Annotated in this window: 22 protein-coding genes and 1 riboswitch; of the genes, 21 read left to right on the top strand and 1 reads right to left on the bottom strand. The window is 45.6% G+C overall.

The window, feature by feature from the left end; all coding sequences use genetic code 11:
* The first annotated feature begins 23 nt into the window (after positions 1–23).
* The gene (locus NKT06_RS17765; protein WP_253437244.1) at positions 24–698 is read left to right on the top strand and encodes a GntR family transcriptional regulator; all 675 of its coding nucleotides are present in this window, start codon (positions 24–26) and stop codon (positions 696–698) included.
* 96 nt (positions 699–794) lie between these two features.
* Here the strand turns inward: NKT06_RS17765 and NKT06_RS17760 are convergent, their stop codons facing one another.
* A complete protein-coding gene (locus NKT06_RS17760) occupies positions 795–1340 on the bottom strand; it encodes a cupin domain-containing protein (protein ID WP_047843398.1) in 546 nt (181 codons plus the stop codon).
* Positions 1341–1519: 179 nt separating this feature from the next.
* On the opposite strand from NKT06_RS17760, the gene metH reads away from it, so the two are divergent.
* The 20 genes from metH to NKT06_RS17660 all read left to right on the top strand — a co-directional run bounded on the left by metH (position 1520) and on the right by NKT06_RS17660 (position 23745).
* The gene (gene metH / locus NKT06_RS17755) at positions 1520–4960 is read left to right on the top strand and encodes a methionine synthase (RefSeq protein ID WP_253437241.1); all 3441 of its coding nucleotides are present in this window, start codon (positions 1520–1522) and stop codon (positions 4958–4960) included.
* 76 nt (positions 4961–5036) lie between these two features.
* The gene (gene rnz / locus NKT06_RS17750; RefSeq protein ID WP_253437239.1) at positions 5037–5975 is read left to right on the top strand and encodes a ribonuclease Z; all 939 of its coding nucleotides are present in this window, start codon (positions 5037–5039) and stop codon (positions 5973–5975) included.
* A gap of 356 nt (positions 5976–6331) precedes the next feature.
* The gene (locus tag NKT06_RS17745) at positions 6332–7141 is read left to right on the top strand and encodes a TIGR01457 family HAD-type hydrolase (protein ID WP_253437236.1); all 810 of its coding nucleotides are present in this window, start codon (positions 6332–6334) and stop codon (positions 7139–7141) included.
* Between the two features lie 6 nt (positions 7142–7147).
* Positions 7148–7969 (top strand): Fpg/Nei family DNA glycosylase, encoded by an 822-nt coding sequence (locus NKT06_RS17740; protein WP_253437233.1) that lies wholly within the window; start codon positions 7148–7150, stop codon positions 7967–7969.
* Positions 7959–8807 (top strand): deoxyribonuclease IV, encoded by an 849-nt coding sequence (locus NKT06_RS17735; RefSeq protein WP_483311624.1) that lies wholly within the window; start codon positions 7959–7961, stop codon positions 8805–8807. Before NKT06_RS17740 ends, NKT06_RS17735 begins: the two co-directional genes overlap by 11 nt.
* 19 nt (positions 8808–8826) lie before the next feature.
* Positions 8827–9165, top strand: a complete 339-nt coding sequence (locus NKT06_RS17730) for a cyclic-phosphate processing receiver domain-containing protein (RefSeq protein ID WP_017688046.1) — start codon at positions 8827–8829, stop codon at positions 9163–9165.
* Positions 9165–9482, top strand: coding sequence for a thioredoxin family protein (locus NKT06_RS17725; protein ID WP_253437230.1), 318 nt, complete (start codon positions 9165–9167; stop codon positions 9480–9482). Before NKT06_RS17730 ends, NKT06_RS17725 begins: the two co-directional genes overlap by 1 nt.
* Positions 9483–9484: 2 nt before the next feature.
* Entirely contained in the window at positions 9485–10258 is a 774-nt protein-coding gene (locus NKT06_RS17720) for an ABC transporter ATP-binding protein (protein WP_253442638.1), read from the top strand.
* A 6-nt stretch (positions 10259–10264) separates the two neighbouring features.
* Positions 10265–11314 (top strand): 23S rRNA (cytidine(2498)-2'-O)-methyltransferase RlmM, encoded by a 1050-nt coding sequence (locus NKT06_RS17715; RefSeq protein ID WP_253437227.1) that lies wholly within the window; start codon positions 10265–10267, stop codon positions 11312–11314.
* Between the two features lie 227 nt (positions 11315–11541).
* A complete protein-coding gene (locus tag NKT06_RS17710) occupies positions 11542–13020 on the top strand; it encodes a serine/threonine protein kinase (protein ID WP_253437222.1) in 1479 nt (492 codons plus the stop codon).
* A 26-nt stretch (positions 13021–13046) separates the two neighbouring features.
* Complete coding sequence (locus NKT06_RS17705) at positions 13047–14066, top strand: SAF domain-containing protein (RefSeq protein ID WP_253437219.1); 1020 nt, start codon at positions 13047–13049, stop codon at positions 14064–14066.
* 76 nt (positions 14067–14142) lie between these two features.
* Positions 14143–14856 carry a hypothetical protein gene (locus NKT06_RS17700; RefSeq protein ID WP_253437215.1) on the top strand — a complete coding sequence of 238 codons (714 nt, stop codon included), beginning with the start codon at positions 14143–14145 and terminating at the stop codon, positions 14854–14856.
* The gene (locus NKT06_RS17695) at positions 14853–15686 is read left to right on the top strand and encodes a CpaE/TadZ family protein (protein WP_253437212.1); all 834 of its coding nucleotides are present in this window, start codon (positions 14853–14855) and stop codon (positions 15684–15686) included. Before NKT06_RS17700 ends, NKT06_RS17695 begins: the two co-directional genes overlap by 4 nt.
* Positions 15687–15693: 7 nt before the next feature.
* Positions 15694–17520 carry a P-loop NTPase family protein gene (locus NKT06_RS17690; protein ID WP_253437209.1) on the top strand — a complete coding sequence of 609 codons (1827 nt, stop codon included), beginning with the start codon at positions 15694–15696 and terminating at the stop codon, positions 17518–17520.
* The gene (locus tag NKT06_RS17685) at positions 17510–19576 is read left to right on the top strand and encodes a hypothetical protein (RefSeq protein WP_253437206.1); all 2067 of its coding nucleotides are present in this window, start codon (positions 17510–17512) and stop codon (positions 19574–19576) included. The genes NKT06_RS17690 and NKT06_RS17685 overlap by 11 nt, the downstream gene beginning before the upstream one ends.
* A 62-nt stretch (positions 19577–19638) precedes the next feature.
* Entirely contained in the window at positions 19639–20124 is a 486-nt protein-coding gene (locus NKT06_RS17680) for a hypothetical protein (RefSeq protein ID WP_062834890.1), read from the top strand.
* Positions 20125–20140: 16 nt separating this feature from the next.
* Complete coding sequence (locus NKT06_RS17675; RefSeq protein ID WP_253437203.1) at positions 20141–20539, top strand: hypothetical protein; 399 nt, start codon at positions 20141–20143, stop codon at positions 20537–20539.
* Positions 20536–21087, top strand: a complete 552-nt coding sequence (locus NKT06_RS17670; protein WP_253437198.1) for a hypothetical protein — start codon at positions 20536–20538, stop codon at positions 21085–21087. The genes NKT06_RS17675 and NKT06_RS17670 overlap by 4 nt, the downstream gene beginning before the upstream one ends.
* A complete protein-coding gene (locus tag NKT06_RS17665) occupies positions 21074–22057 on the top strand; it encodes a hypothetical protein (protein WP_253437195.1) in 984 nt (327 codons plus the stop codon). Before NKT06_RS17670 ends, NKT06_RS17665 begins: the two co-directional genes overlap by 14 nt.
* 137 nt (positions 22058–22194) lie before the next feature.
* Complete coding sequence (locus NKT06_RS17660; protein WP_133385194.1) at positions 22195–23745, top strand: ABC-F family ATP-binding cassette domain-containing protein; 1551 nt, start codon at positions 22195–22197, stop codon at positions 23743–23745.
* 75 nt (positions 23746–23820) lie between these two features.
* Positions 23821–23930: riboswitch (TPP riboswitch) on the top strand.
* Positions 23931–24061 lie beyond the last annotated feature (131 nt).

Genomic DNA, 24061 nt, shown 5'->3' with positions numbered 1-24061 from the left:
GGCTGATAGAAAGAGGTCTAGGCATGTCAATTAATCAAAAAATTAGAGGCTCGACCCGGGCATATTCATATAACCTGTTAAAAGAGCGAATTCTTCATCTGGAACTTAAGCCGGGTACCAAGATTTCAGAGAAAGAGATTGCAGATGAACTGCAGGTGAGCAGAACTCCCGTGAGAGAAGCATTCATGAAGCTTGCTGAAGAAGAACTGCTGGACATTATTCCACAGAGTGGAACGATCGTCTCTCATATTAATCTGGAGCATGTGGAAGAAGGCAGGTTTATGCGGGAGAAGATGGAGAAGGAAATCGTGACTTTGGCTTGTGTTTCTTTTCCTGAAGAGTTCAGATTTCGACTTGAAACCAACATTGCAATGCAGGAAGTCTGTATAGGAAAAAACAATTTCTATCGTCTTTTTGAACTGGATGAAGAGTTTCATCAGATTTTGTTTCAGGGCACGGGTAAACTGAGAACTTGGAAAATGTTGCAACAACTGAATATTCCGTTTAATCGGTTGCGTTTGTTACGTCTAGCGGAGGACTCCAATCTGGAGGTCATTATCTCCCAACACAAAGATATATATCGGCTTATCACAGAGCGTAAAACGGAACAGGCTGTTCAGGTGATGGAAGCTCATCTTAGACTGGTTGTGATTGAACAGGAATCGATAAAAGCGAAATACCCGCATTATTTTATATAATGCACCGATGTTGTATAATACTCTCCATATGCATATGCGAAAACCCCTGTTCAATTGAACAGGGGTTTTGGTTAAGCGAGTCGTAACACGAGAGTGTTAGGCTTGTTTGATAAATGTAGGATCAGGGTATGGATCTGCAATCCAGCCATCTTTTTCGATGAACAGACGTACAGCAATAATTTGTTTGTTCTCCATTAAAGTGAAAAAGTGCGGTGTATTCTCAGGTACAGAAATAACGTCTCCAGGAGACAGTTCTACATTAAAGTAGCCCACATCATCTGTAGCTTTGATAACAAAGATTCCTTTACCAGCGACAATCGCACGGATCTCATCTTCAGCGTGGGTGTGGATCTCTTCGAACTTGGCCAGCTTTTCTTCGATATCTGGTGTTTGTTCGGACAGCGTAATGACATCCCAGATCTGGTATCCGCGACGTGCAGCCAAATCTCTGATTTCATAATCGTAAGTTTCCAAAACCTCGGTTTTCTGTTCATCCGTTAATCCAAAGTTATTTTGCAGATCAGTGTTCAGTTTGGATGCGTCCCACTTCTCATATAATACTTCATATTTGTTCAAAAAATTTCGAACATTTTCGTCACCAGTGATGCGTTCGTTCGTATTTCGGATAACAATTTCAGCCATGTTCTTTCCCTCTTTTCCACTTGGTTTAATTGAATTATATCGGATTGCTCTGTTTTTGTCGATTCTCAAATTCCGTTCATATTCGTGCAAACCCGCCATCTTTCGGGAGAAAACCCGATCTTTCACATTAAGTTAGTTTCTGTTAAACTAAGATTTAACGTTTTGCGGGGGTGAAGATATTGGATAAGATTAGTCTACACGATGCATTAAAACAACGAATATTAATCCTCGACGGTGCAATGGGGACTATGATTCAACAAGTTGATCTGACTGGCGAAGATTTTGGCGGCGAAGATTTGGATGGATGTAATGAAATGTTAGTGCTTACTCGTCCAGAACTGATCCAGCGCATTCATGAAGAATATCTGGAGGCTGGCGCCGATTTAATTGAAACCAATACATTTGGTGCGACATCGGTCGTGCTTGCTGAATACGATATTCAGGATCGGGCACGCGAGATCAACCTGGAAGCAGCCAGAATTGCAAAAGCTGCAGTTGATCGTTTCTCTACACCAGAATCTCCACGTTATGTGGTAGGTGCGATGGGACCAACAACCAAAACACTGTCTGTCACTGGGGGCGTAACGTTCCAGGAACTTATCGACAGTTATTTGGAGCAAGCGCTTGCTTTAATAGAGGGAGGCGTTGATGCGCTACTGCTTGAAACCTCACAGGATACCCTCAATGTAAAAGCAGGCAGCATTGGAATTCAGCAGGCCTTCGAACAGAGTGGCGTTACACTGCCTCTGATGATATCAGGAACGATCGAACCGATGGGAACGACCCTTGCGGGTCAGAACATCGAATCCTTTTATATATCCTTAGAACACCTTAACCCAATTTCGGTAGGGCTAAACTGCGCTACGGGTCCGGAGTTCATGCGTGACCACATTCGTTCGCTTTCCGGAATGGCATCGGTTGCCGTTAGTTGTTACCCGAACGCGGGTCTTCCGGATGAGAACGGTAATTACCATGAGTCACCAGACTCGCTTGCTCAGAAGATTGGTGCTTTTGCCGAACAGGGCTGGTTGAATATTGCTGGTGGATGTTGCGGGACAACCCCTGCACATATTCGGGCTATGCGCGATACACTTGCCCAGTACCCCCCAAGAGAAATGAACGGAACACATCCACCTGCATTGTCTGGTATAGAACCAATCTATATAGAACAGGACAATCGTCCCTACATGGTCGGTGAGCGTACGAATGTGCTGGGATCACGGAAATTCAAACGACTCATTGTAGAAGGCAAATATGAAGAAGCTTCGGAAATTGCTCGTGCTCAAGTGAAAAATGGGGCGCATATTGTCGATGTGTGTGTACAAGACCCAGACCGTGAAGAGTCTGAAGACATGGTGAAGTTCCTTGAATTGGTTGTGAAAAAAGTAAAGGTTCCTCTCATGATCGATACGACAGATGCTTCAGTAATTGATCTGGCCCTTCAGTACTCACAAGGTAAAGCGATAATTAACTCCATTAACCTTGAGGATGGCGAAGAGAAATTTGAGCTGATCACGCCGTTGCTCCATAAATATGGTGGTGCGGTTGTTGTCGGAACGATTGACGAACGAGGTCAGGCGATTAGTCGGGAAGACAAGCTTGACGTAGCTAAGCGCTCTTATGATCTTCTGGTGAACAAATATGGACTCAAACCCGAAGACCTCATTTTTGATACGTTGGTGTTCCCGGTTGGTACCGGAGATGAACAGTACATCGGTTCAGCCAAAGAAACCATTGAAGGTATAAGAGTGATCAAGGAAGCGATGCCTGAATGTCATACGATACTCGGGATCAGTAACATTTCATTCGGACTGCCTGAAGCAGGCCGTGAAGTGCTGAACTCAGTGTTCTTGTATGAATGTACCAAAGCAGGTCTCGACTATGCCATCGTGAACACAGAGAAATTGGAGCGTTATGCGTCCATTCCTGAAGAAGAACGCAGGCTCTCGGAAGAGCTTTTATATAACACAAATGATGACACACTGGCTGCATTCGTAGCGGCGTTCCGTAACAAGAAGGTTGAGAAGAAGGAAAAAATCTCGAACCTTTCACTAGAAGAACGTCTCGCTTCATATGTTGTCGAAGGAAGCAAAGAAGGATTACTGCCAGATCTCGAACAGGCACTGGCCAAATACACTGCACTTCAAGTGATTAACGGTCCACTTATGCGGGGGATGGAGGAAGTAGGTCGTCTCTTTAACAACAATGAGTTGATTGTAGCTGAGGTGTTGCAGAGTGCGGAGGTTATGAAGGCTTCTGTAGCATATCTGGAGCAATTCATGGAGAAGAATGAGACTTCGGTTAAAGGCAAGATCATTCTGGCTACAGTTAAGGGCGATGTGCATGACATCGGGAAGAACCTGGTAGAGATCATCCTGTCCAATAACGGTTACCGGATCATTAATTTGGGTATAAAAGTACCACCAGAACGTATCATTGAGGCTTACCGAGAAGAGAAAGTCGATGCAATCGGCCTCTCGGGGTTATTGGTAAAATCAGCCCAGCAGATGATTCTTACCGCTCAGGATTTACGAACAGCAGGTATTGATGTACCTATTATGGTTGGCGGAGCGGCGCTAACACGTAAATTCACCAAAAACCGTATCCGTCCTGAGTATAATGGAATGGTTGTATATGCCAAAGACGCGATGGATGGTCTGGACCTGGCGAACAAATTGATGAATCCCGTTACACGTGAAGCGATGCAACTGGAGATGGAAGCCGAGAAAGAAGCGGATGCTTCAGGTGCTGTAGCTGTTCAGGCACTTCCAGAGCTTACACGAGTGGAGCGTTCGGATATTGCTGTAGATAATCCGGTTCTTGTACCGCCGGATCTGGAGCGGCATACGATGCGCAACTATCCGTTATCACATATTCTGCCATACGTGAACATGCAGATGCTGCTTGGACATCATCTAGGGTTGCGCGGTTCAGTTGAGCAACTGCTTGCTTCAGGTGATAAAAAGGCTACCGACCTGAAAGCAGTGGTGGATGATATCATGCAAGAGGCTGTTCGTGACGGGATTATTCAGGCGCATGCCATGTATCGTTTCTTCCCGGCTCAGTCCAGTGGTAACAGCATCATTATTTATGATCCAAAGGACACGAGCAATATTTTGCATACATTTACGTTCCCACGTCAAAAAGTCGAGCCGTTCCTGTGCCTGTCCGACTTCCTGAAACCTGTTGAATCCGGTCAAATGGATTACGTTGGCTTTATGGTTGTTACTGCCGGACACGGTGTGCGTGAACTATCCACGGCGTGGAAAGATCAAGGGGATTATCTTCGCTCGCATGCTCTTCAATCCGTAGCGCTCGAAGTAGCAGAGGGATTAGCTGAGCGTGTGCATCATATGATGAGAGATATCTGGGGGTTCCCAGATTCTGCCCAGATGACCATGAAGCAGCGTCACGGTGCACGCTATCAAGGGATCAGGGTATCTTTTGGATATCCGGCTTGTCCGGATCTAGAAGACCAAGGACCGCTGTTCAAGTTGTTACAGCCTGAGGATATCGGTGTGGAATTGACGGAAGGTTTCATGATGGAACCTGAAGCATCCGTATCAGCGATGGTATTCAGCCATCCGCAAGCGAAGTATTTTAACGTAGAAAAAGCATAAATCAGTTGAGTGTCAGGCAAAGCCCTCCGCATTGTCGGAGGTTTTTTGCTGGCAACAGAAAGAGGTGCGATCCAGAATGGAACTATATTTCCTGGGAACTAATGCTGGTGTACCTACGCTTCAACGGAATGTAACTTCCATTGGGCTACGCATGTTGGATGAGCGCAGAGCTTTGTGGTTGTTTGACTGCGGGGAAGGAACGCAGCATCAGATTTTAAGTTCTCCGCTTAAACTAAGCAAATTGGAGAAAATATTCATTACTCACCTGCATGGTGATCATGTATTTGGACTTCCGGGACTGCTTTCGAGCAGAGCCTACCAAGGTGGCACAACACCATTAACGGTATATGGTCCTCCAGGTACAGAACGAATGATCAGTACAACCATGGAGCTTAGCCAATCACGGGTCAACTATGAGTTGAATATCGTGGAACATACGGGTGGCGTCCTGTTTAAGGATGACAGTTTTATTGTGGAAGCTGCTTTGCTTGAGCATCGGATCGACAGCTACGGATATCGGATAACGGAAAAAGATCGTCCAGGCAGCCTGGACCCGGCCAAACTGGCGGAATACGGTTTGAAACCAGGCCCATTGTTCGGCCGACTGAAACGTGGAGAAACCATTACGCTGGATAACGGTGACTCGCTTCGTCCAGAAGATGTATTGGGAGCGCCAAAACGGGGCATGGTGATCACCATATTGGGTGATACACGTCCATGTGACAATGTACAGCCTCTTTCCATCAATGCAGATGTACTTGTGCATGAAGCTACATTCATGCATGATCTGGCCGATACAGCGCATGAGTACTATCATAGTACTTCAAAACAAGCGGCAGAAGCGGCTAGAGCAGCCAATGTTGGGCAACTAATCATGACTCACTTTAGCTCACGTTACAAGGATGAGGATCAACTGCAGCCACTTTTGGAAGAGGCACAGTCCGTATTCCCGAATACTAGGCTTGCAAACGAACACCAGCTTATTCCTGTCGTGCATCGCAAGCAAGAATCTTAACCAGGAATGCGATTCAGTGCACGGCTAAACACGTCATATAAAGAACCGGGTAATTGCACGGGACTGAGGGAGAGGAACTCCCGCGGTCCCTTTTGCAATCTGGTCAGAAAGCGTGTAGGATGGGCAATATGAAGAGGGAAATGATTCAAATTATTTTCCGGGAAAGCGCAGGAAATGACAAGCTTGTACAGAAGACGCGCGAGTTAAACCGTCGGTGTTCGATTCGGTTCGACTTGTTACATGCACATGTCAGCAAGCCATTATTTTTTGCCTGAATACATAGGTTCGCGGTCAAGTTCAAGGTAAATGATTAAGGACATGAAACGTTAATGGAATAAAGAAAGGAAGTGCTGTGTGTGATTAAGGCCTATCTGATTGACTTGGATGGTACGCTCTATCATGGCAGACATCGTATCGAAGGAGCCGATCAGCTTATTCGAACACTGCAAGAGCTAGGAAAGCCGTATTTATTCGTAACCAATAATTCTTCTCGCACACCACAAGGTGTGGCAGATCATCTGAACGGGATGGGCATACCTGCCGATGCGTCTCAAGTGTGTACTTCTGCTGTGGCTGCTGCTGAATACGTTGCCGAAGAGTCCCCGGGTGCAAAAGTGGCATGTATTGGTGAAGCAGGACTGCTGCAAGCCATAGAAGAAGCAGGACTAAATTTGACAGAAGATGCACCTGATTACGTAATACAGGGGATTGATCGTGAATTTTCCTATTCTAAACTGACCAAGGCGCTAAGGTGGATTAATGCGGGATCAAAATTCATCATGACCAACCCGGATCTGCAGCTTCCCTCCGATGATGGACTGACGCCTGGGGCGGGAACGATTGGAGCAGCAATTGAAGCCGCAACCGGAGTTCGTCCTACAGTTATAGGCAAGCCATCCAGTGTTATAATGAAGTCAGCTATTAGCCGGCTGAACCTGGCGTCTCATGAAGTGGCAGTGATCGGAGACAATATGCGAACCGATATTGCAGCTGGAGTTGCAGCAGGATGTGAGACGTTGCTGGTACTTACCGGTGTGACAACACGGGATAATATGGATGGACACATTCAAGCAGCCAAGGCTCGACCTGATCATGTGTTTGAAGATTTGCATAAATTGATGGAGTGGCTGTCGCAAGAGACAGACCAAACTTCCAAAAAGGGGTAATGTACGATGCCGGAACTGCCGGAAATGGAAAATTACCGGACCTTGTTGTCCGAGAAAATACTTGATCTACCGATTACAGGTGTTGTAATTAACCGCGATAAAACGATAAATACGGAGCCTGATCTGTTCATCAATGAACTTACAGGCAATCGCATCATATTTGTTGAGCGCCGAGCGAAGCATTTGATTTTCCACCTGGCTAATGGCAAACGTCTGGTGCTGCACCTCATGTTGGGCGGTATGATTTTCTGGGGCACGGAAGAGGAACGCCCTGATCGTTCCACACAGGTGGAAATTCAGTTTGGAGATCACATTTTATTCTTTATTGGCCTGCGCTTGGGGTATTTACATCTACTTACTTCAAAAGAAACCGAAGCGGCAATGTCCGATCTAGGACCGGAACCTTTGGATCGACGGATGAACGTTGAACGTTTTGCTTCTCTGTTGAAAGGTCGTCGGGGTACACTCAAGACAACGTTGGTTAATCAGCATATCATAGCAGGGATTGGCAACTGTTATTCTGATGAGATTGCGTTTGCTGCGGGTCTGAGACCAAGCTCCAAAACGCAGAACATCGCAACTTCACCTGAACTGACGGAGCGCTTGTTCCATTCGATGCAGTCCGTGTTGCGCGAAGCAGCTTTTGAAGGTGGTTATATGGAAATGCCACTGATGCAAGGGGATACGAAGACCGGAAGCTTCGACGAGCAATGTCGAGTGTACGATCGGGAAGGCGAGACTTGTCCGCGCTGCGGGGGAACGATTGAACGAGTGGAAATTACGGGCAAGAAGGCATTCTTCTGTCCGAAATGTCAGCATGATGCCTAACACCGGAATCGGGGCACATGTCAGCACGAGAGGTGGATTTCTTCAGGCAGCCAAGAGAGCACATGCGATGGGGGCAACGGCGTTTCAGTATTTTCCGAAGAACCCGCGTAGTCTTGGTCTGAAGAGTCTGGATCTCAAGGATGCTGAACAGTGCAGGGATTGGTGTGAACAGCATGGACTGGCTTCGATTGCTCATTCACCCTATCCTACGAATCCGGCATTGGGCATGACCCGTGGAGAGGCGGGGTTTCATGCTACAATAGCTTCTATTCGCAATGATCTTGAAATTTCGAATGCTTGCGGTTCTGTTGGGACGGTGGTCCATTTTGGACATATCAAAACAAACGATCCGCTGGAGGGTTATCAAAACCTCATTCATTGTCTGGATACCGCTTTGGAGAATTGGACCGGTCATTCTAAGGTGCTGCTTGAGAATCAGGCAGGTGATCATGGTCCCATGGGCACGACAATGGAAGAAATGATACAGATTCGCAAATTGAGCCGATATCCGGAGCATATTGCATTTTGTTTTGACACATGCCATGCTTTTGCTTCAGGTATGTGGTCGTCAGGCAACGAATTGGAGATGCTCGATCAAGGCAGGGTGCTCGGATACTGGGATGATGTTGCTGCTGTACATTTTAATGATTCCAAATATGCGTCTGGTTCGTGTAAGGATAGACATGCGAGGATCGGACAGGGATATATCGGAAATGAATCACTGAAAACATTGATAAATGCGCCTGAGTTCCAAAAGGCGGTTGTTGTGCTCGAGACAGAAACGGGCGAAGATGGAACGCACCGTGATGATATAGCGCTCATGCGTTCCTGGTTATAATGGGGAGAGGAGCGATTGTATGCATGTTTTTTTGGATGACTATCGGGCATGTCCGAAAGGATTTGTTCTGGCAACGAATGCAGAAGAGTGCCTGATGCTGCTAAGAGAAGGTGACGTGGACATTTTGTCTCTGGATTATGAGCTTGGTCCGGACTCGCCGAATGGCGGTGAGGTTGCGGCATCCATTGTTCGAGAAGGTTTATTTCCGCGTGAAATCTATTTGCATACGTCCAGTATGTTTGGGAAACGCCAGATGTACGAGATGTTATATAGCAATAAACCCGATTCGGTAACCATTCATAATGGTCCAATGACGGGCGAGGTTATGCTGCGTGTTGCTGCGGGAGAAGAAAGTTAATGAAGCCAATTACATCCAAAATGTTAATGCGCGGCGTATGGGAAGGCATGCCACAAGCTGTGTTTATATACACCCCTTTATGTGGGACATGTTCGGCTGCACGGCGTATGTTAGAGGTTGTTGAGCACATGCTGCCAGAAGGTATTTTATCCGAAATGAACATCCATGACATTCCTGAACTTGTACAACAATTTCAAATTTCAAGCGTACCAGCCGTGATGTTGTTTGACGGCCAGCAAGATGTTCCAAAGATGGTTTATCGGATGAGCTCTGTGGAGCATTTACTCTCGGAAATCCGGAAGGCGGTGCTGAAATGAGTATAATCTCAATGGAACATGTCTCACTTAGACGAGAAGAGAATCAGATTCTGGATAACGTGCATCTGCGCATTGAACAAAACGAACATTGGGTTATTCTGGGTCGGAATGGTTCTGGCAAAACAACGTTGCTGGAAATGATGAACGGATATATGTTTCCAAGCCAGGGACGCATTGAAGTACTCGGTAATCTGTATGGGCAATGTGACGTCAGAGAAGTACGCAAGGAAATCGGTTATATCAGCCAAACGTTGATTGAGAAACTCACTCCCAGAGACCCGGTATGGGAAGTCGTGGCTACAGGTGCTTATGCTTTTTTGCGTTTTTATCAGACCATCCCTGATGAAGTAAAAGCAAAGGCAATGAGTTTGCTAGATGACATGGGCTTTGCCAACTTGGCCAACAACCCGCTTGGAACGCTATCCCAAGGGGAGCGTAAAAAAGTCATGCTTGCTCGATCATTAATGGCTGAGCCAAAACTGCTGATTATGGACGAGCCTTGTGCCGGGTTGGACTTATATGAACGTGAGAAAATGCTGGCTGAGATTGATCGTCTGCGCCAGCGTAACATTACAGTGGTGTATGTAACACACCATGTTGAAGAGATCGTACCTTTATTTACGCATGTGGCCTTGATCCGCGATGGACGCATTGCGGCGGCTGGCCCCAAGCATGAAGTTTTGACACAAGACACAATTAAGCATACGTACGATGTCCCGGTCGATATCCAGTGGGATGACGGTCGTCCGTGGATACGCGTACGTTCTGGAGGGTAACACAATTTGAGTACACAATCGTCTTGGGAAGAAGGCAACTTCTCCCGTTTTATCTGCACAGCCAATCATGGCTTTGCCCCTTATGCACAGGAAGAATTACGCCGTACGTTTGGTGCGGTTAAGAGCACAGTACTCGTACCGGGAGAAATTTTGCTTGCGGGTCTGCCTGTAGCGGAGGAAGAAGTTGCAGGTAAACTGCTGGAAGATTATCCAACGTTTTTACGTCATATCCAGCCTGTTCAGTTTCAGGAGAATACAGAAGATTCGGAGCAGTCTATTGAGAAATTGATTGCATTTGTGTTGAATCATAAGGAACTGACCGGTGCTTCTGTCGTACTACAGGTGCGGAAGACAGAAGGGGCCTTTTGGCAAGAAAATGCAGCCTCATTGAAGCAATTGCTGACCGAAAAGCTGGATGAACTCGGATGTGAATGGGTTGTACGTGATGCTGAATATGTCATTTCCGTATTTGCTGCGAATGATATGTTGTATGCTGGCATATCCAGACCTGAACAGAACCTGTCAGACTGGAGCGGGGGAGCCGTACGTTTCCAAAAAGAAGATGGACAGATCTCGCGTGCTAAGTTCAAATTGCTTGAAGCCGAGCAAACGTTTGGCATTGACTTTACTTCATTTCATAAAGCACTTGATATCGGTGCAGCACCAGGTGGATGGACCTCGTTCCTGCTTGAACGCGGGCTTGAAGTCACGGCAGTAGATCCGGCGAAGATGGATGCAACGCTGCTGGCATCACCAAAACTGACTTTCTTGAAGAAAAATGCAGGCGATGTACGCTTTCGCGAAGGAGAATTCGATCTGCTCGTATGTGATATGAGTTGGAGTCCTAAGCTGATGAGCCGACTTGTATCAGACCTTCTATATAGTCTTCAACCTGGGGGAACAGCGATTGTTACCGTGAAGTTATTGCATAAAAAACCGCTCGCACTCATTAAGGATGTGATCGATACGTTTGAGCGTTCACGGATGCAGATTCAACGTTCCAAGCAGTTGTTCCATAACCGGGAAGAGATTACACTCTATATGGTCAAATATTAAGAGATCTAGCCTTGATTAAAGCAGCTAAATGTATTATGAAATTGATTCGATTAAGCACATTAAATTTTGTGCTTTACAATCTATTCCTGGCTGTACTATAATGATACCAATATTAACCATAACAAACCCAAGGGAAAGCATCCCGAAGCGAACGAACCCGGATATCCGGTCTGTTCGTCTTCGGTGAAGTTTTCCCTTTTTTGTTGTGTATTGAAGGAGGAATTGGTATGAGACATCCGGCCAGGCTGGAACGCGGAAGCCTGCTGGGAGGTAGATATCGTATCGTATCCATTCTGGGAACAGGCGGAATGAGCCATGTATACGAGGCGGAGGATTTGAAGCTGCCGGGCAAGATATGGGCAATTAAAGAAAGCGTAACGGCTATGCCATATGAAGGCAGCATGGAGACAGAGGCCGCCCTCCTGACATCACTCCGCCATCCAAGATTACCGCAAATTGTTGATTTTTTTGTCCCGGATGAAGATGGGTACACGTACTTGGTGATGGAATACATCGAAGGGTTAACGCTCAGTGAGTATTTCAAGCAGTGCCGCGGGAAAATTCCGATGGAGCAGTTAACGGAGCTGGTGCTTCAATTGCTGGATGTGTTGAGTTATCTGCATAATCTGAATCCACCTGTCATCTATAGGGATCTGAAACCATCAAATATCATGATCACCCCGGAACATGAAGTGAGATTAATCGATTTTGGCATCGCCAGAAGTTACAAACCGCAAAGTGCCGAAGATACCGTCAAGTTGGGAACAGCTGGTTTCGCCGCTCCAGAACAGTATGGCTCGGGTCAGACCGATGCCCGTTCGGATCTATATGGACTCGGAGCATTGCTGCTATATCTTATGACTAGTGGGGCGTATACGGAATGGATTCAAGGTGTAGAAAGCTCTATTCGGAGTGATGTTCCACGGACGTACATCCCTGTGGCGAGAAGACTGTTAAGGTATAATGCCGAGGAGCGATTCCAATCTGCGGATGAGGTGAGGAAGGAACTGCTTCGCATACCTGGTGGAATAACGCCTGGTGGAGATGCGACCATGACCCTGAATGGCGGAACAAGAGTTATTGCCATAACTGGTGCTTCATCTGGTGTAGGGGTTACCCACACCGCTATAGCTATCAGTCATTATCTCGAAAGGCAAAACTTTAAAGTAGCTGTGATCGAAATGTCACCTCGCTCTCAATCCTTTGCAAGAATTCAACAAATCGCTCAAGCAGGTAAACCTGTGCCAGCAGGCAGACAGTTTGCAGTGGATGGTGTGCATTATTGGAAACAATCCGGGCGAGCGGACATATTGTCTTTACTTGGGGGGAGTTATCAATTTATCGTGATGGATCTCGGTAGTGGTCAGGACCAGAACCGACTGGAAGAATTCCTGCGTGCAGATCTGCCGATTGTTATAGGCTCAGGTGCCGAATGGAGGCAGGCGGAGATAAGCGCTTTTGTTCGATCACATCATCGGTATCCTCAAGAGAAATGGATATATTGTCTGCCCCTCGCAGCGATTGAAGCTGTCCAGCGCATTCGTAAAACGCTGGATACATCGAGTGTATATGGTCTGCCGTTACATATTGACCCTTTTGACAAGGACACACAGATGGATAAGGTGTTTTCTCATATTTTAACGCATATGATGGCACAACAACCCAAGAAACGTTCGTTCTTTTCACGAAGGAAAGTACATGATTAGACGAGATTACGAAAGGAGAGCCTCTTTTGTCTAAATTAAGAAAACAAAGCCGTCAACTGATCTATGCCGGGCTTATCGGAGCAGGAACTGTAGGGTTGGTGTTCGGAGGATATGTTATTTATAATGTCAAAACGATGGGGGATGTCAGGTCAGCCGTAGAAGCCCGTTATTTATCAGCATATGAGGAAAAGGAAGCTGAATTAAAGCAACAATGGGATTCCGGAGCACAAGGATGGGTAACGATTCGAGATATTGAAGCAGGTGAACCGATATTACCAGAGGATCTGAAGCTCATTGCTGTTCCGGATGCACAAGCACCGCGAAATCTCTGGTCCAGTACCAAGCAGATGGAAGGCCAAGTGGCCAAAATAGAGTTGAAAAAAGGAACAGCGATTACCACTGAGATGGTGTATGAGGATACACCGGCTCCGCCTGATTTAAGAAATCGAGAGCTGCAAGTTGTATTGCTGCCGTCCTCACTTGTTAAGGGAGATATCATTGATGTTCGTATACAATTCCCTACTGGACAGGACTATGTTCTCTTATCGAAGAAGAAAGTGGAACGACTCAATGCAGCTACCTTATGGATTACGATGACGGAGGAAGAGATTCTGTCACTCTCCAGTGCAATTGTAGATGCCTATTTACATAAAGCTTCAATCTATGCCTTAACCTATGTAGAACCACAGTTTCAGACACCTGCAATCGCGACGTATCCAGCCAATTCAGAAGTGTTAAAACTGCTGGAAAGTGATCCGAATATTGTTCGACGAGCGGAACAGGAGTTATCCAGACAGGTACGAAGTTCGCTTGAAAGTTCACTGGCCGCCTCCGTGACAGCTCCATCAAAAGGGGTTGAACAGGATGTAGCACAATCCTCAGTTACCTATAACAGTCGTCCATCAGCAAATAATCCGGCTACATCGGATGCGGTGAAGTGGAATGATGGTTCAGGAAACGGAGCAGGAACTAATTCTGGAAGTGCTAATGATCCTGCTGAAGTTTTACAAACAGAACAGCAGAACTTGCTAACGGGCGGAGAATAGAGACCAATACTAGTGTTCAGTTTAAGATAATTCAGATAACAAGGATATTGAGAGAGAGAAGGGAGTTATAACATCTATGCATACATGGATCTTTGCGGGTTTATGTGAGAAGAATGATCTGATGCTATATCTTTGCAAGATATTGGCTTCGACAGGCAACAAGGTTTTGCTCGTAGATGGTACCTTACAACAGAAGTATGGGTACGGTGTAGGTGACAGTGAGCAGTCTTTGCGAATTACGGAATTTGAAGGATTTGATATCGCTTGTCATTTTGTCACTTCAGCAGCTGTAGAGAATCATCTTGAAGTAAATGGAGAGCGATTGGACAGTTATGACTATGTGTTATATGACATGGAGACCTCACATTTCGCTTCACGTAATCTGTGGCTAAACGCAGATGTAAGAGTCTGGGTGAGTGATTATGAGCGTTACAATCTGGAACGTGGCAAGGGCTGGTTGAAGCGGTTGCTTGAAGAACAGACGTTGCCTGGTGAGCTGTCATTTCAGAGGCTCTTAATTAACGGGGTTGACTGCAAGCTTGAAGCTCGTTATCTGTGGGCATATCTGGAGGGCAGTCCGTTTGTGTGGACAGGAGAATCCTTAGTGCTTCCGTGGGATGAGTTAACAGCGGCAGTTAAGCTTGAAAATGAGCATCATCGCCGAGTTCATCTTGGACCTTTGTCACGAAATTACAAAAAGTCGTTGTGTCGTGTGGTCGAGCAGTTAACAGGTTGGGAAAGTGTTCGTAGTCGTCGTGCAATGAAAGAAGCAGAGAGGATGAGAGCATGAGCACTATTACCTTTTGGAGCCCTTTTGCAGGAACAGGTTGCACTTCAAGCACATTAATTAGTGCCTATGCGATGGCACTTCACTACAGAACAAGGGTGTTACTTGTTAATGCAGGCCTTGCCGGAACTGGCACAGAAGCTGCTCTACCATCCAAAGATACGGATTCAGCAGATTTTATGTTCTCCTTCGAAGAGGGTGGCTGGGATGCGATTGAACGGCTACATTCGAGCGGAAGTCTGAATAAACACAATCTCAGGGATTATACCAAGCCGCTTTTAAAGGAAAGACTTGATTTCCTGACTGGAAGAATTGATGAGATGGAACGTTGTTCCCCGCAGGAACATGGTGAGACTGTGAAAAGGCTGCTGAACGTAGCTAACGAGTATTATGATCTGGTTCTTCTGGATGCGGATCATGCTGATGTCGATTTGCAGCTCAAGCTGCAACAAGCGGACTATGTTGTCATTAATCTCGATCAAAATATGCGAAATCTGGAGTTGTTCTTTGAAGAGATCCTGCCAGCACGAATGAACAATAAGAATATGCATGTTGTTATTAACAAATACGATTCGCATTCCCGTGCAACGCTTTCCAATATTCGGCGCCAGTTCAGATACAAAGGTACGATATCTGCGATCCCGTACACAACTGGTTACTTGGATGCAATGAATCGGCGAGATGTCGCTAGGTACTTGCAGTTGGAAAGCTTGACTGAGGATAAGGATATTCGTAAAGGGAGCTTTGCTGCAAGCATGAGCGAACTCGCTCGCCTGATTATGGACGGTGCAGGTATACGCACAGTTCTGAAGAGGCTGGAAAGGGGAGCCTGAACCTCCAATGCTCTGGAATACCATATGGATAAGTTTAATTTTGATTCTGTGCCTGACTTATGTCTGGTTCAAGTATAGTGCGTTTCTTCGTGAAAAGAATGCTCGTGTTCCTGAACAGGAATCCTTCACGATTGACATGTTGATTGAGAAGGTGAAGAACTCACTTCATGAGCTTAGTCATAGTCAACTCGCGGATGCAGGTCTGCACGAAGAAGAATATCGTCGAAGAATCAATCAACGTGCCGAGATGAGAAAAGCGCTGAAGGGCTGTGTCTCAGGCAGTATCAGCGACAAAACATATGTCAAAAATCTGATAGGGGATCTGCTGACCCGAAGGATAGGATTGAACAAATCAAATGTAGATGAAGTCATTTTGTTTGCAGAACCGGATTTATTGACGATCCAGGACCGATTCGAAATTGTGTTTTATCTGTACCGACAGCAATTCGGTGTGGATGCACTCTCCCGAATGATTGATACCTACGATCTGGGAAGGCTGAGAATGGAGGAAGGTACGGAGGACGGAGGGAGTTATTATATTTCCGAGGAAGACATTCACTATGTTTTCGAGTGCGAATATCGAGAACTTGGATTCAGAGAAAAGACGGATATCATCGTGCAGCGTATCTATCAGCATTACAAAGGATTTTCGGTTGTTGATGAGATAAGAGACCAACGTATTGACGGCGTTAGTGGTGGTGTCAGCGGTATGCTGGACACTGTTCATAATATGGGATTTCAGAAACCGGCATCTTGGAATGATTTCTTGGAGCATGGACTTGAGGATGAAGCACATGAAGAACCGCTAAGTGGGATGGAAAGCGTATGGGTCTTCTATAAAGGTAAGTCCATTCATCTGTCCTTTCTGTCATTCGGCAGCATCCGTGAACTGAAAAGGGTGTGCCAGAACATATACAAATACAATTATCCTGGACAGTTGTCTGAAGCAAGTGGATACAAGGTGAACGAGATGAAAGACGGCTCCCGTGTCGTGGTGGTTCGTCCTCCGTTTGCAGAATCATGGGCGTTCTTCGTTAGGAAGTTCGATATCCCGAATGCTTCACTTGAACAATTGATTACGGGTAACAACGCAGATCTGCCAATTACATTACTTCAATATTTGATGAAAGGAAGTCGGATCACAGCGGTAACCGGAGCACAGGGTTCTGGTAAAACGACATTGCTTATGGCTATGGTCAAACACATCTATGCATCGTACACCCTTCGGGTGCAGGAGATGGCGTTCGAACTTCAATTAAGACGGATCTATAGCCGGCGTAATATTTTGAGTTTCCGAGAGACTGAACACATTTCAGGTCAACAAGGGCTTGATTTGCAGAAAAAAACGGATGGTACCGTCAATATTCTCGGTGAGGTTGCGAGTGATGAAGTGGCAGCATGGATGATTCAGATGTCTCAGGTTGCCAGTCTGTTCACCCTGTTTACACACCATGCCAAAACGTTTCGTGATCTGGTCTTCTCTCTCCGTAATTCCTTGCTCAAGACAGGTATGTTCCAGCATGAGCATATTGCTGAGGAGCAAGTTGTGAGTGTCATCAATTTCGATGTTCATATGAAGAAAGATGCTGAGGGACGAAGATATATCGAACGTATTACGGAATGTCTTCCTCGTGCGAATCAAGGTGACAGCGTGGAAGAGAGGGCTGGTTTTACATTTCGTAATGTTGTGGAGTGCAGAAATGGAGAGTATGTTGCAACAGCTCCAATCTCTTCAGGATGCATGATGGATATGCAAGAACAGATGACATTACAGGATGCCGAGAAGTTTGAACAGTTTATGAAGCAACACTGGGGTGATCAGCATGACAATTAAATGGATTCTGCTCCTCGTATTAAGTATTTGTGCAGGAGTGTTGCTGATCACACTTCTGGTTTTAAGTATGTTACGTCACAGAGGAGGTGGTCCAACAAGTCAATCCGGCGGTATTCTAACTTCCGGGAGGAAGGGATTCAAGGGACTGGGATCAATCTTGTTGCAGTCCTACCGCTTTGGAATGAAAGTCCCACTGTTATCAGCCTATATTCTACAAGTGCAGAAGCGTATTTCATTTCGACATGTGGGGGATGAGCCCTCACTTCGAAGACTGACGATGACAGTGGTTCTCATTATCCTGGGAGGTTATGGAGGCATAAGTATCGTTCTGTTTTTTCTGCAGCCGGGTATCGCTTTTGTAATATTGTCCGTGCTCTGTGCTGTGGTGCTAAACAGTCTGGTATTGGATATGTGTCTCAGTCGTATAGAGAAAAGGTTGCTGGTTCAGATGTTGGATCTCTTTGCAGATGTAAGGCATCGGTATCATCAGCATGGCATGGTTGAAGAAGCGCTATATGAAGCCGCTGAAGCAGGTACAGGAGAAGCAGCAGAACAAGTAAGACTGATCTACGAAGCTCTAACTTCTCCAGATCCGAATGAAGCACTTGAACGTTATTATGAAGTGGCTCCCAACCGTTTTCTCAAAGGATTTGCCGGCGTTTCCTATATGGTCATGGAGTTTGGGGATAAGGACAGAGCACAAGGCTCTATTTATCTTAAAGGACTGGGTAACCTGACTCAGGAGATTCATCTGGAGATTTTGCGGCGTGATAAATTAGATTACCTGCTCAAAGGACTTAATATCATCGCGCTAGCTCCGGTATTGTTCACCGCTCCAATCGAACGCTGGGCCAGAGTCAGTTTCCCAACGATGGATGAATTTTATCGCAGCAAAATCGGTTTTGTTACCAAAATATCAATTTATGTCATCATCATCCTTGCTTATTTGCTTCTGCAAAGGCTCCAACAATACGATGAAACTCGATACCGGTCAGGACATAAGCATTCATGGTTGGATCAGTTTCTGTACAGGCAGACCTTCATACGAAAATTGGCGATGCTGTTTGCAGCGAAACCTGGCAGTGCGCAGTACAGTCAAACGATACGGCTGATGAGGGAGAGTAGCTCAGAGTTGAAATACGAATGGCTTGCTATTCGTCGAGTGACGTTATTCGCAGGTTGTTTGGTCCTTACAATGGGTTGCATCTTGCTGTTGCACCAGGTTGAACGGAACCACATCTTGTATGATCCGATCCGGGATGATCGAATGTTTGGTGCAATGGCTGAAGCGGATCTCAGGAAAGCTGAGGAAAAAACAGCATTGGATCAATCCGTGCTGGAAAGTGTAGAAATGAACCGAGGAGCTACATACGAAGAAGTCTCCAACGCGTTACAGCAGTTATCTCCCGTTCAGTTGGACCATGACAGCCAGGCAGAGACGATCGCGCGCATTATGCAGAAACTAGAGGTATATAACAAACAATATGTACGCTGGTGGGAAATGATTATAGCGATTGTCATGGGTGTAGCAGGGTATTACATGCCCGTATGGCTCATGTTATTTCAGCGGAAAATGCGAAGGTTGGATATGCGACATGAAATCTATCAATTCCAGACAGTGATATCCATTCTGCGTGAGATGGACCGGATGTCAGTCGAGGAGATATTGGAATGGCTCAATCGATTTGCCGTCATTTTCAAGCGTCCGCTGCAAAAATGTTTGTTGCATTTTGAACACGGGCCAGAGCTTGCACTTGAACAATTAAAGGAAGAGGCGGGCTTGCCCGAGTTCCAGCGATTGGTTGATAAATTGCTTCTTGCTCTTGGCAAAATCTCAATACGTGAAGCCTTCGATGATCTTGAGAGCATGATGGCATTCTATTTTGAACAACGCAAGCAAGAGTACAGCAAGATGATTGATGTCAAAGCATCATGGGGGCGAACCATCGGATTTACACCCATGTATGCCCTAATCTTTTTGTACCTGGTCATACCATTGGTCGGTATGAGCTTCTTGCAGATGAACATTTATTATGAACAAATTCAGAAACTGTAGCACAATTCATCTGTGTGACAGTCTGAAATAGTTTAATAACTTATAACTTGGGAGGATTTATCATGAACAATGCATCAAGCGCTTTAAAGGTGGCAGCAGGGATATTCTTGACGATCGCTCTGATCACAATTGTAGTTCTGTTATTTATTTCGGCTCAGGAAGCAACCAAGACGGCCCAGAACAATTTTGCTGATATCCAGACCGAGTTGTCTCAGGCTGCATTTACCGTGTATGACGGAACAACCATCAGTGGATCACAGGTAACTAATGCGCTGCGTAAATATGCGGATAAGGATCAGTTCGGTATTCAAGTCATTACAGGTAAAAATAAAGCGGGTCAATGGTACGGCAATCAATTGAACATTTCACAGGATCTAAATAATGCGGACTACGGCTCGGTTATTGCTCCTGACGATAAAGTGGGGATTATTAACCAGACCATGAGTGAAAAGGACAATCAATATGTCAATCCAAGTGGTAAATTCAAAGCCATTATTGTTAAAGACCGTTCCAATGTGGTAAGAGGGCTGATCTTCCAGCAATCCTGACAGGAGTTGGTTTAACATGTCCCAGAATACCCAGCATCTTATGTTGTTTTGTACGGCGGTTGTCCTGTTTGTGACAGCCTGCCTGTACGGGCAACAGAATGTAAAGATTTTATCCGCTTCATTGAATGACAGAGTACGGACAATAGCAGGTATTGAAGGTCGGTTGACAACAACATTGCATACCACCAAACCATCTCAGTATAGTGGTGCGGAAGTGTTACATACCGTGAGACAGATGACAGGCACAGGCATTCCTGTGGAGGTAGATGGGACCCCGTATGTGATCGATCCACTTGTCAGCAAAACAGCGACTATTCCAGTCCAGCTCGATGCTACCTACAGACCAGAGTTTATACGAAATGAAACTGGAGAACTGCTCAAGATTGTTTTTTGGAAGGAGGCCAGTGTGAATTGATTAATGCCGCATCCAAGCTGCTTGCCGTATTGCTCGCAGTCCTTCTGCTCTATGTGTATCCAGCTGCTGAAACAGCCAATCGGCAGGATGATATAGCACGTATGACGGCTGTTCAGAATGTAACACGTTTTGTCGATGCTGTTCGCACGAAAGGATATATCTCACCTCGAATGTTGACTGAGTTTGAGGAGCATCTGGCACAGACGGGCAATGTGTATGAGGTGTCTATGGAACATTTACATAAGAAATATGTACCTCACTATACAGACCCGACGAACAATCAAAGTTTTACCGGGACTTATGAGGTAGTACAGGATGGATATTACTCAGCTCAGATTCGAGAAAGATTATTTCCGTCCGAAGGAGTGCTGCCTGCTGATGATCCTGGCCGAAGATATACGTTGACAACAGGGGATTTTTTCACCGTGACGCTCCAAAATACAAATCGTACACCTTCCATGCTCATTCGTGAATGGTTGAGTGGTTCGGCTCAAGCTTCAGCAGTATTTGTCACATACGGAGGTATGGTCCTCAATGAAGATTACTGAGCTATCCATAATATTCGTGCTAATCTTCTTCCCACTCTTCTGGATAATCTCACTTCATACCCAAGATGCTGAAGAGGCTAATTATCTTGCACATCGATACAGATCTGCACTTCAAACAGCAGTCATGGATGCAGGTGCAGTCATGCATCAGAATGAGAAACAAAATGATGAAGCAGGTTATGATTCAACCAAGTTTGTTAAAGCAGACAAGGAGCTTGCCCTGTTAACATTCACTCAGACAATGGCTTTGAATATGGGAATTCAGGATGATCCCGCAGCTATTCGAAACATGTTTAATTACATTCCTGCTGTGGTTATTTTGGATTACGATGGCTATTATATGTTGTCCACAGAAACAGAGTTGACAGGTATTCGTGAAGATTCATTCAGACAAGTATGGAGCCCTAAGAAACCCTATACATATTCAGATTCATACGGTAACAGTATTAACTTTACACTGGACGACTACGTGTATGCCTATGACGCAAACGCAGGGAAATGGATTGAGGGATTTCAAAAAGAGCTGGCTTCAAGCACACAGATTCCTTTACTTCAGAATACCAGCGTATTTGAACAAGTTAGACAAAGCCGGATTGTGACTACTGTGCAGGATAATCTGGCTGATGTGATTAACCGCCATAATGAGTTTGCCAGAAAGAACGGTATTTCCTATACGTTTACGATGCCCCTGATTGCGCAGGAAGATTGGTACAACTCCATTAACGATACAGGGATTATGGCTTTTATCCAGGGTATAGGTGTGGGTGACCAGAAGATCAACAATTACGCAATTGGTGGAGGCAGACTTGTGAAGAAAACGGCCATCGTAGGTGGGGTAGATCCATTAACGGGTATCAAGTACTATTACCCCTCCACATGTGGTAATGGTTACCGTGCTGAAGAGGTGTTCACAGACGCAAGACAAGCAGCTGCACAAGGTTATTTCGAATATAAATGCTCTAATCGTTAGGGAAGCCTGTATGAAAAATCATGGAAGAGGTTCCTGAACTGTTTACATTACTTTCAGAAAAGATGAGACCTGTGCTAGAATAGGGTTTCGGAACAATAATAAAAGTAATGTCTAATAGATAGGAGCAACCTCATCTTATGAGTTTATTGTCAGTAGAGAACGTGAGTCACAATTTTGGAGATCGCACGTTATTTAAAAATGTATCGTTTCGTTTACTCGCCGGAGAGCGCGTAGGACTTGTTGGTGCCAATGGTGTGGGTAAATCCACATTAATGAACATCCTTACCGGTAAATTGCTTAAAGATAGTGGAAAAGTGGAATGGACACCTAAGGTCCGTTATGGATATCTGGATCAGCACACAAAGCTTACGCCAGGCAAAACCATTCGTGACGTGCTTAAGGATGCATTCCTTCCGTTACTTGAATTGGAAAAAGAAATGATGAATATTACGGACCAGATGGCAGATGCAGATCCAGATAAGCTGGAGCAGTTGCTGGAAGAGATGGGCGATATTCAGGAACAACTGGAACAGGGCGACTTTTATCTGATTGACGTAAAAGTGGAAGAGATGGCCAATGGTCTTGGTTTGTCCGCAATTGGTCTTGATCGGGATGTCGCAGCTCTAAGTGGTGGACAACGTACCAAGGTGCTACTTGCCAAGCTTCTGCTCGAGAAACCTACAGCTCTTTTGCTGGATGAGCCGACCAACTATCTGGATGTAGAGCACATTGAATGGCTGTCACGTTACCTAAAGGATTACCCGCACGCATTTCTCCTAATCTCCCATGACACGGAATTCATGAATGAAGTCGTAAATGTCATTTATCATTTGGAATTTGCCAAATTAACGAGATATGCAGCGAACTATAACAAGTTCCTTGAGATGGCTGATATGAATAAAGCCCAGCATATTGATGCATACGAGAAGCAGCAAGAGTACATCAAGAAGCAGGAAGATTTCATTCAGCGTAACAAGGCACGTGCTTCAACTTCAGGTCGAGCGAAGAGCCGGGAGAAACAGCTGGACAGAATTGAACGTATTGATCGCCCAGATGAAGCGGCCAAACCAACGTTCAAATTCAAGGATGCCCGCGCGAGCAGCAAAACGGTCTTTGAGGGCATTGATTTTGAAATTGGATACACGTATCCTTTGCTGCCCAAAATGACGATGACGATTGAACGTGGTGAGAAAATTGCCATCGTAGGCTGTAATGGTGTGGGTAAATCTACACTGCTAAAAACCATCCTGGGAAAAATATCTCCACTGAGTGGAAAGACTTTCTTGGGAGATTATCTCGAAACGGCCTATTTCGAGCAGGAGGTTCGTGCTGGAAATATTACGCCGATCGAGGATGTCTGGAATGAGTTTTCACATTTGACTCAGAATGAGGTTCGGGGTCATCTTGCTCGCTGCGGGTTGAAAAATGAGCACATTACTCGCCCGCTTAACATGCTGAGTGGTGGAGAACAGGCCAAGGTTCGTTTATGCAAACTCTTAATGCGTGAAAGCAACTGGATTTTATTCGATGAGCCAACGAACCATCTGGATGTCACAGCCAAAGCGGAGTTGCAACGGGCCTTGAAAGAATTTAAGGGAACGGTGTTACTGGTATCTCATGAACCTGATTTCTACGAGGGTTGGGTCACCAAAACATGGAATGTCGAGGAATGGTCTGAGAAAAACTAGACGATTGAAGACAATGTTTAACAGAAATGACGGTGACAAAAAAATCCGTCTATGGTAACATAGGCTACAACTTCATATGAACACTAGGGGGGCCGCACGATGCGGCTGAGATGGAAGAATGCGATTCCGGACCCTTTGCACCTGATCTGGATCATACCAGCGTAGGGAAGTGGCGAGCGCGTTTCAGTGAATGACGTGAGCAAACGGCAACTCGAAAAGATTTCAACCGTCTGCTTAGCGAATTGAAACATGCAGTTGCGTGTATATCGTTAAGGCTATAGGTCTTTAGCTGTATTGCACGAAATGAACTGTATGC

Origin of the sequence: Paenibacillus sp. 1781tsa1, assembly GCF_024159265.1 — a bacterium.
Classification (GTDB): domain Bacteria; phylum Bacillota; class Bacilli; order Paenibacillales; family Paenibacillaceae; genus Paenibacillus.
Note: the sequence above shows the minus strand (reverse complement) of the source record. Positions and strands in the feature narration are given on the sequence as shown.

Excerpts from the sequence above, each read along its gene's own strand:
- NKT06_RS17765 (WP_253437244.1), top strand. The coding sequence starts at position 24 with ATGTCAATTAATCAAAAAATTAGAGGCTCGACCCGGGCATATTCATAT.
- NKT06_RS17760 (WP_047843398.1), bottom strand. The coding sequence starts at position 1,340 with ATGGCTGAAATTGTTATCCGAAATACGAACGAACGCATCACTGGTGAC.
- rnz (WP_253437239.1), top strand. The coding sequence starts at position 5,037 with ATGGAACTATATTTCCTGGGAACTAATGCTGGTGTACCTACGCTTCAA.
- NKT06_RS17740 (WP_253437233.1), top strand. The coding sequence starts at position 7,148 with ATGCCGGAACTGCCGGAAATGGAAAATTACCGGACCTTGTTGTCCGAG.
- NKT06_RS17735 (WP_483311624.1), top strand. The coding sequence starts at position 7,959 with ATGATGCCTAACACCGGAATCGGGGCACATGTCAGCACGAGAGGTGGA.
- NKT06_RS17730 (WP_017688046.1), top strand. The coding sequence starts at position 8,827 with ATGCATGTTTTTTTGGATGACTATCGGGCATGTCCGAAAGGATTTGTT.
- NKT06_RS17725 (WP_253437230.1), top strand. The coding sequence starts at position 9,165 with ATGAAGCCAATTACATCCAAAATGTTAATGCGCGGCGTATGGGAAGGC.
- NKT06_RS17710 (WP_253437222.1), top strand. The coding sequence starts at position 11,542 with ATGAGACATCCGGCCAGGCTGGAACGCGGAAGCCTGCTGGGAGGTAGA.
- NKT06_RS17700 (WP_253437215.1), top strand. The coding sequence starts at position 14,143 with ATGCATACATGGATCTTTGCGGGTTTATGTGAGAAGAATGATCTGATG.
- NKT06_RS17695 (WP_253437212.1), top strand. The coding sequence starts at position 14,853 with ATGAGCACTATTACCTTTTGGAGCCCTTTTGCAGGAACAGGTTGCACT.
- NKT06_RS17690 (WP_253437209.1), top strand. The coding sequence starts at position 15,694 with ATGCTCTGGAATACCATATGGATAAGTTTAATTTTGATTCTGTGCCTG.
- NKT06_RS17685 (WP_253437206.1), top strand. The coding sequence starts at position 17,510 with ATGACAATTAAATGGATTCTGCTCCTCGTATTAAGTATTTGTGCAGGA.
- NKT06_RS17680 (WP_062834890.1), top strand. The coding sequence starts at position 19,639 with ATGAACAATGCATCAAGCGCTTTAAAGGTGGCAGCAGGGATATTCTTG.
- NKT06_RS17675 (WP_253437203.1), top strand. The coding sequence starts at position 20,141 with ATGTCCCAGAATACCCAGCATCTTATGTTGTTTTGTACGGCGGTTGTC.
- NKT06_RS17665 (WP_253437195.1), top strand. The coding sequence starts at position 21,074 with ATGAAGATTACTGAGCTATCCATAATATTCGTGCTAATCTTCTTCCCA.
- NKT06_RS17660 (WP_133385194.1), top strand. The coding sequence starts at position 22,195 with ATGAGTTTATTGTCAGTAGAGAACGTGAGTCACAATTTTGGAGATCGC.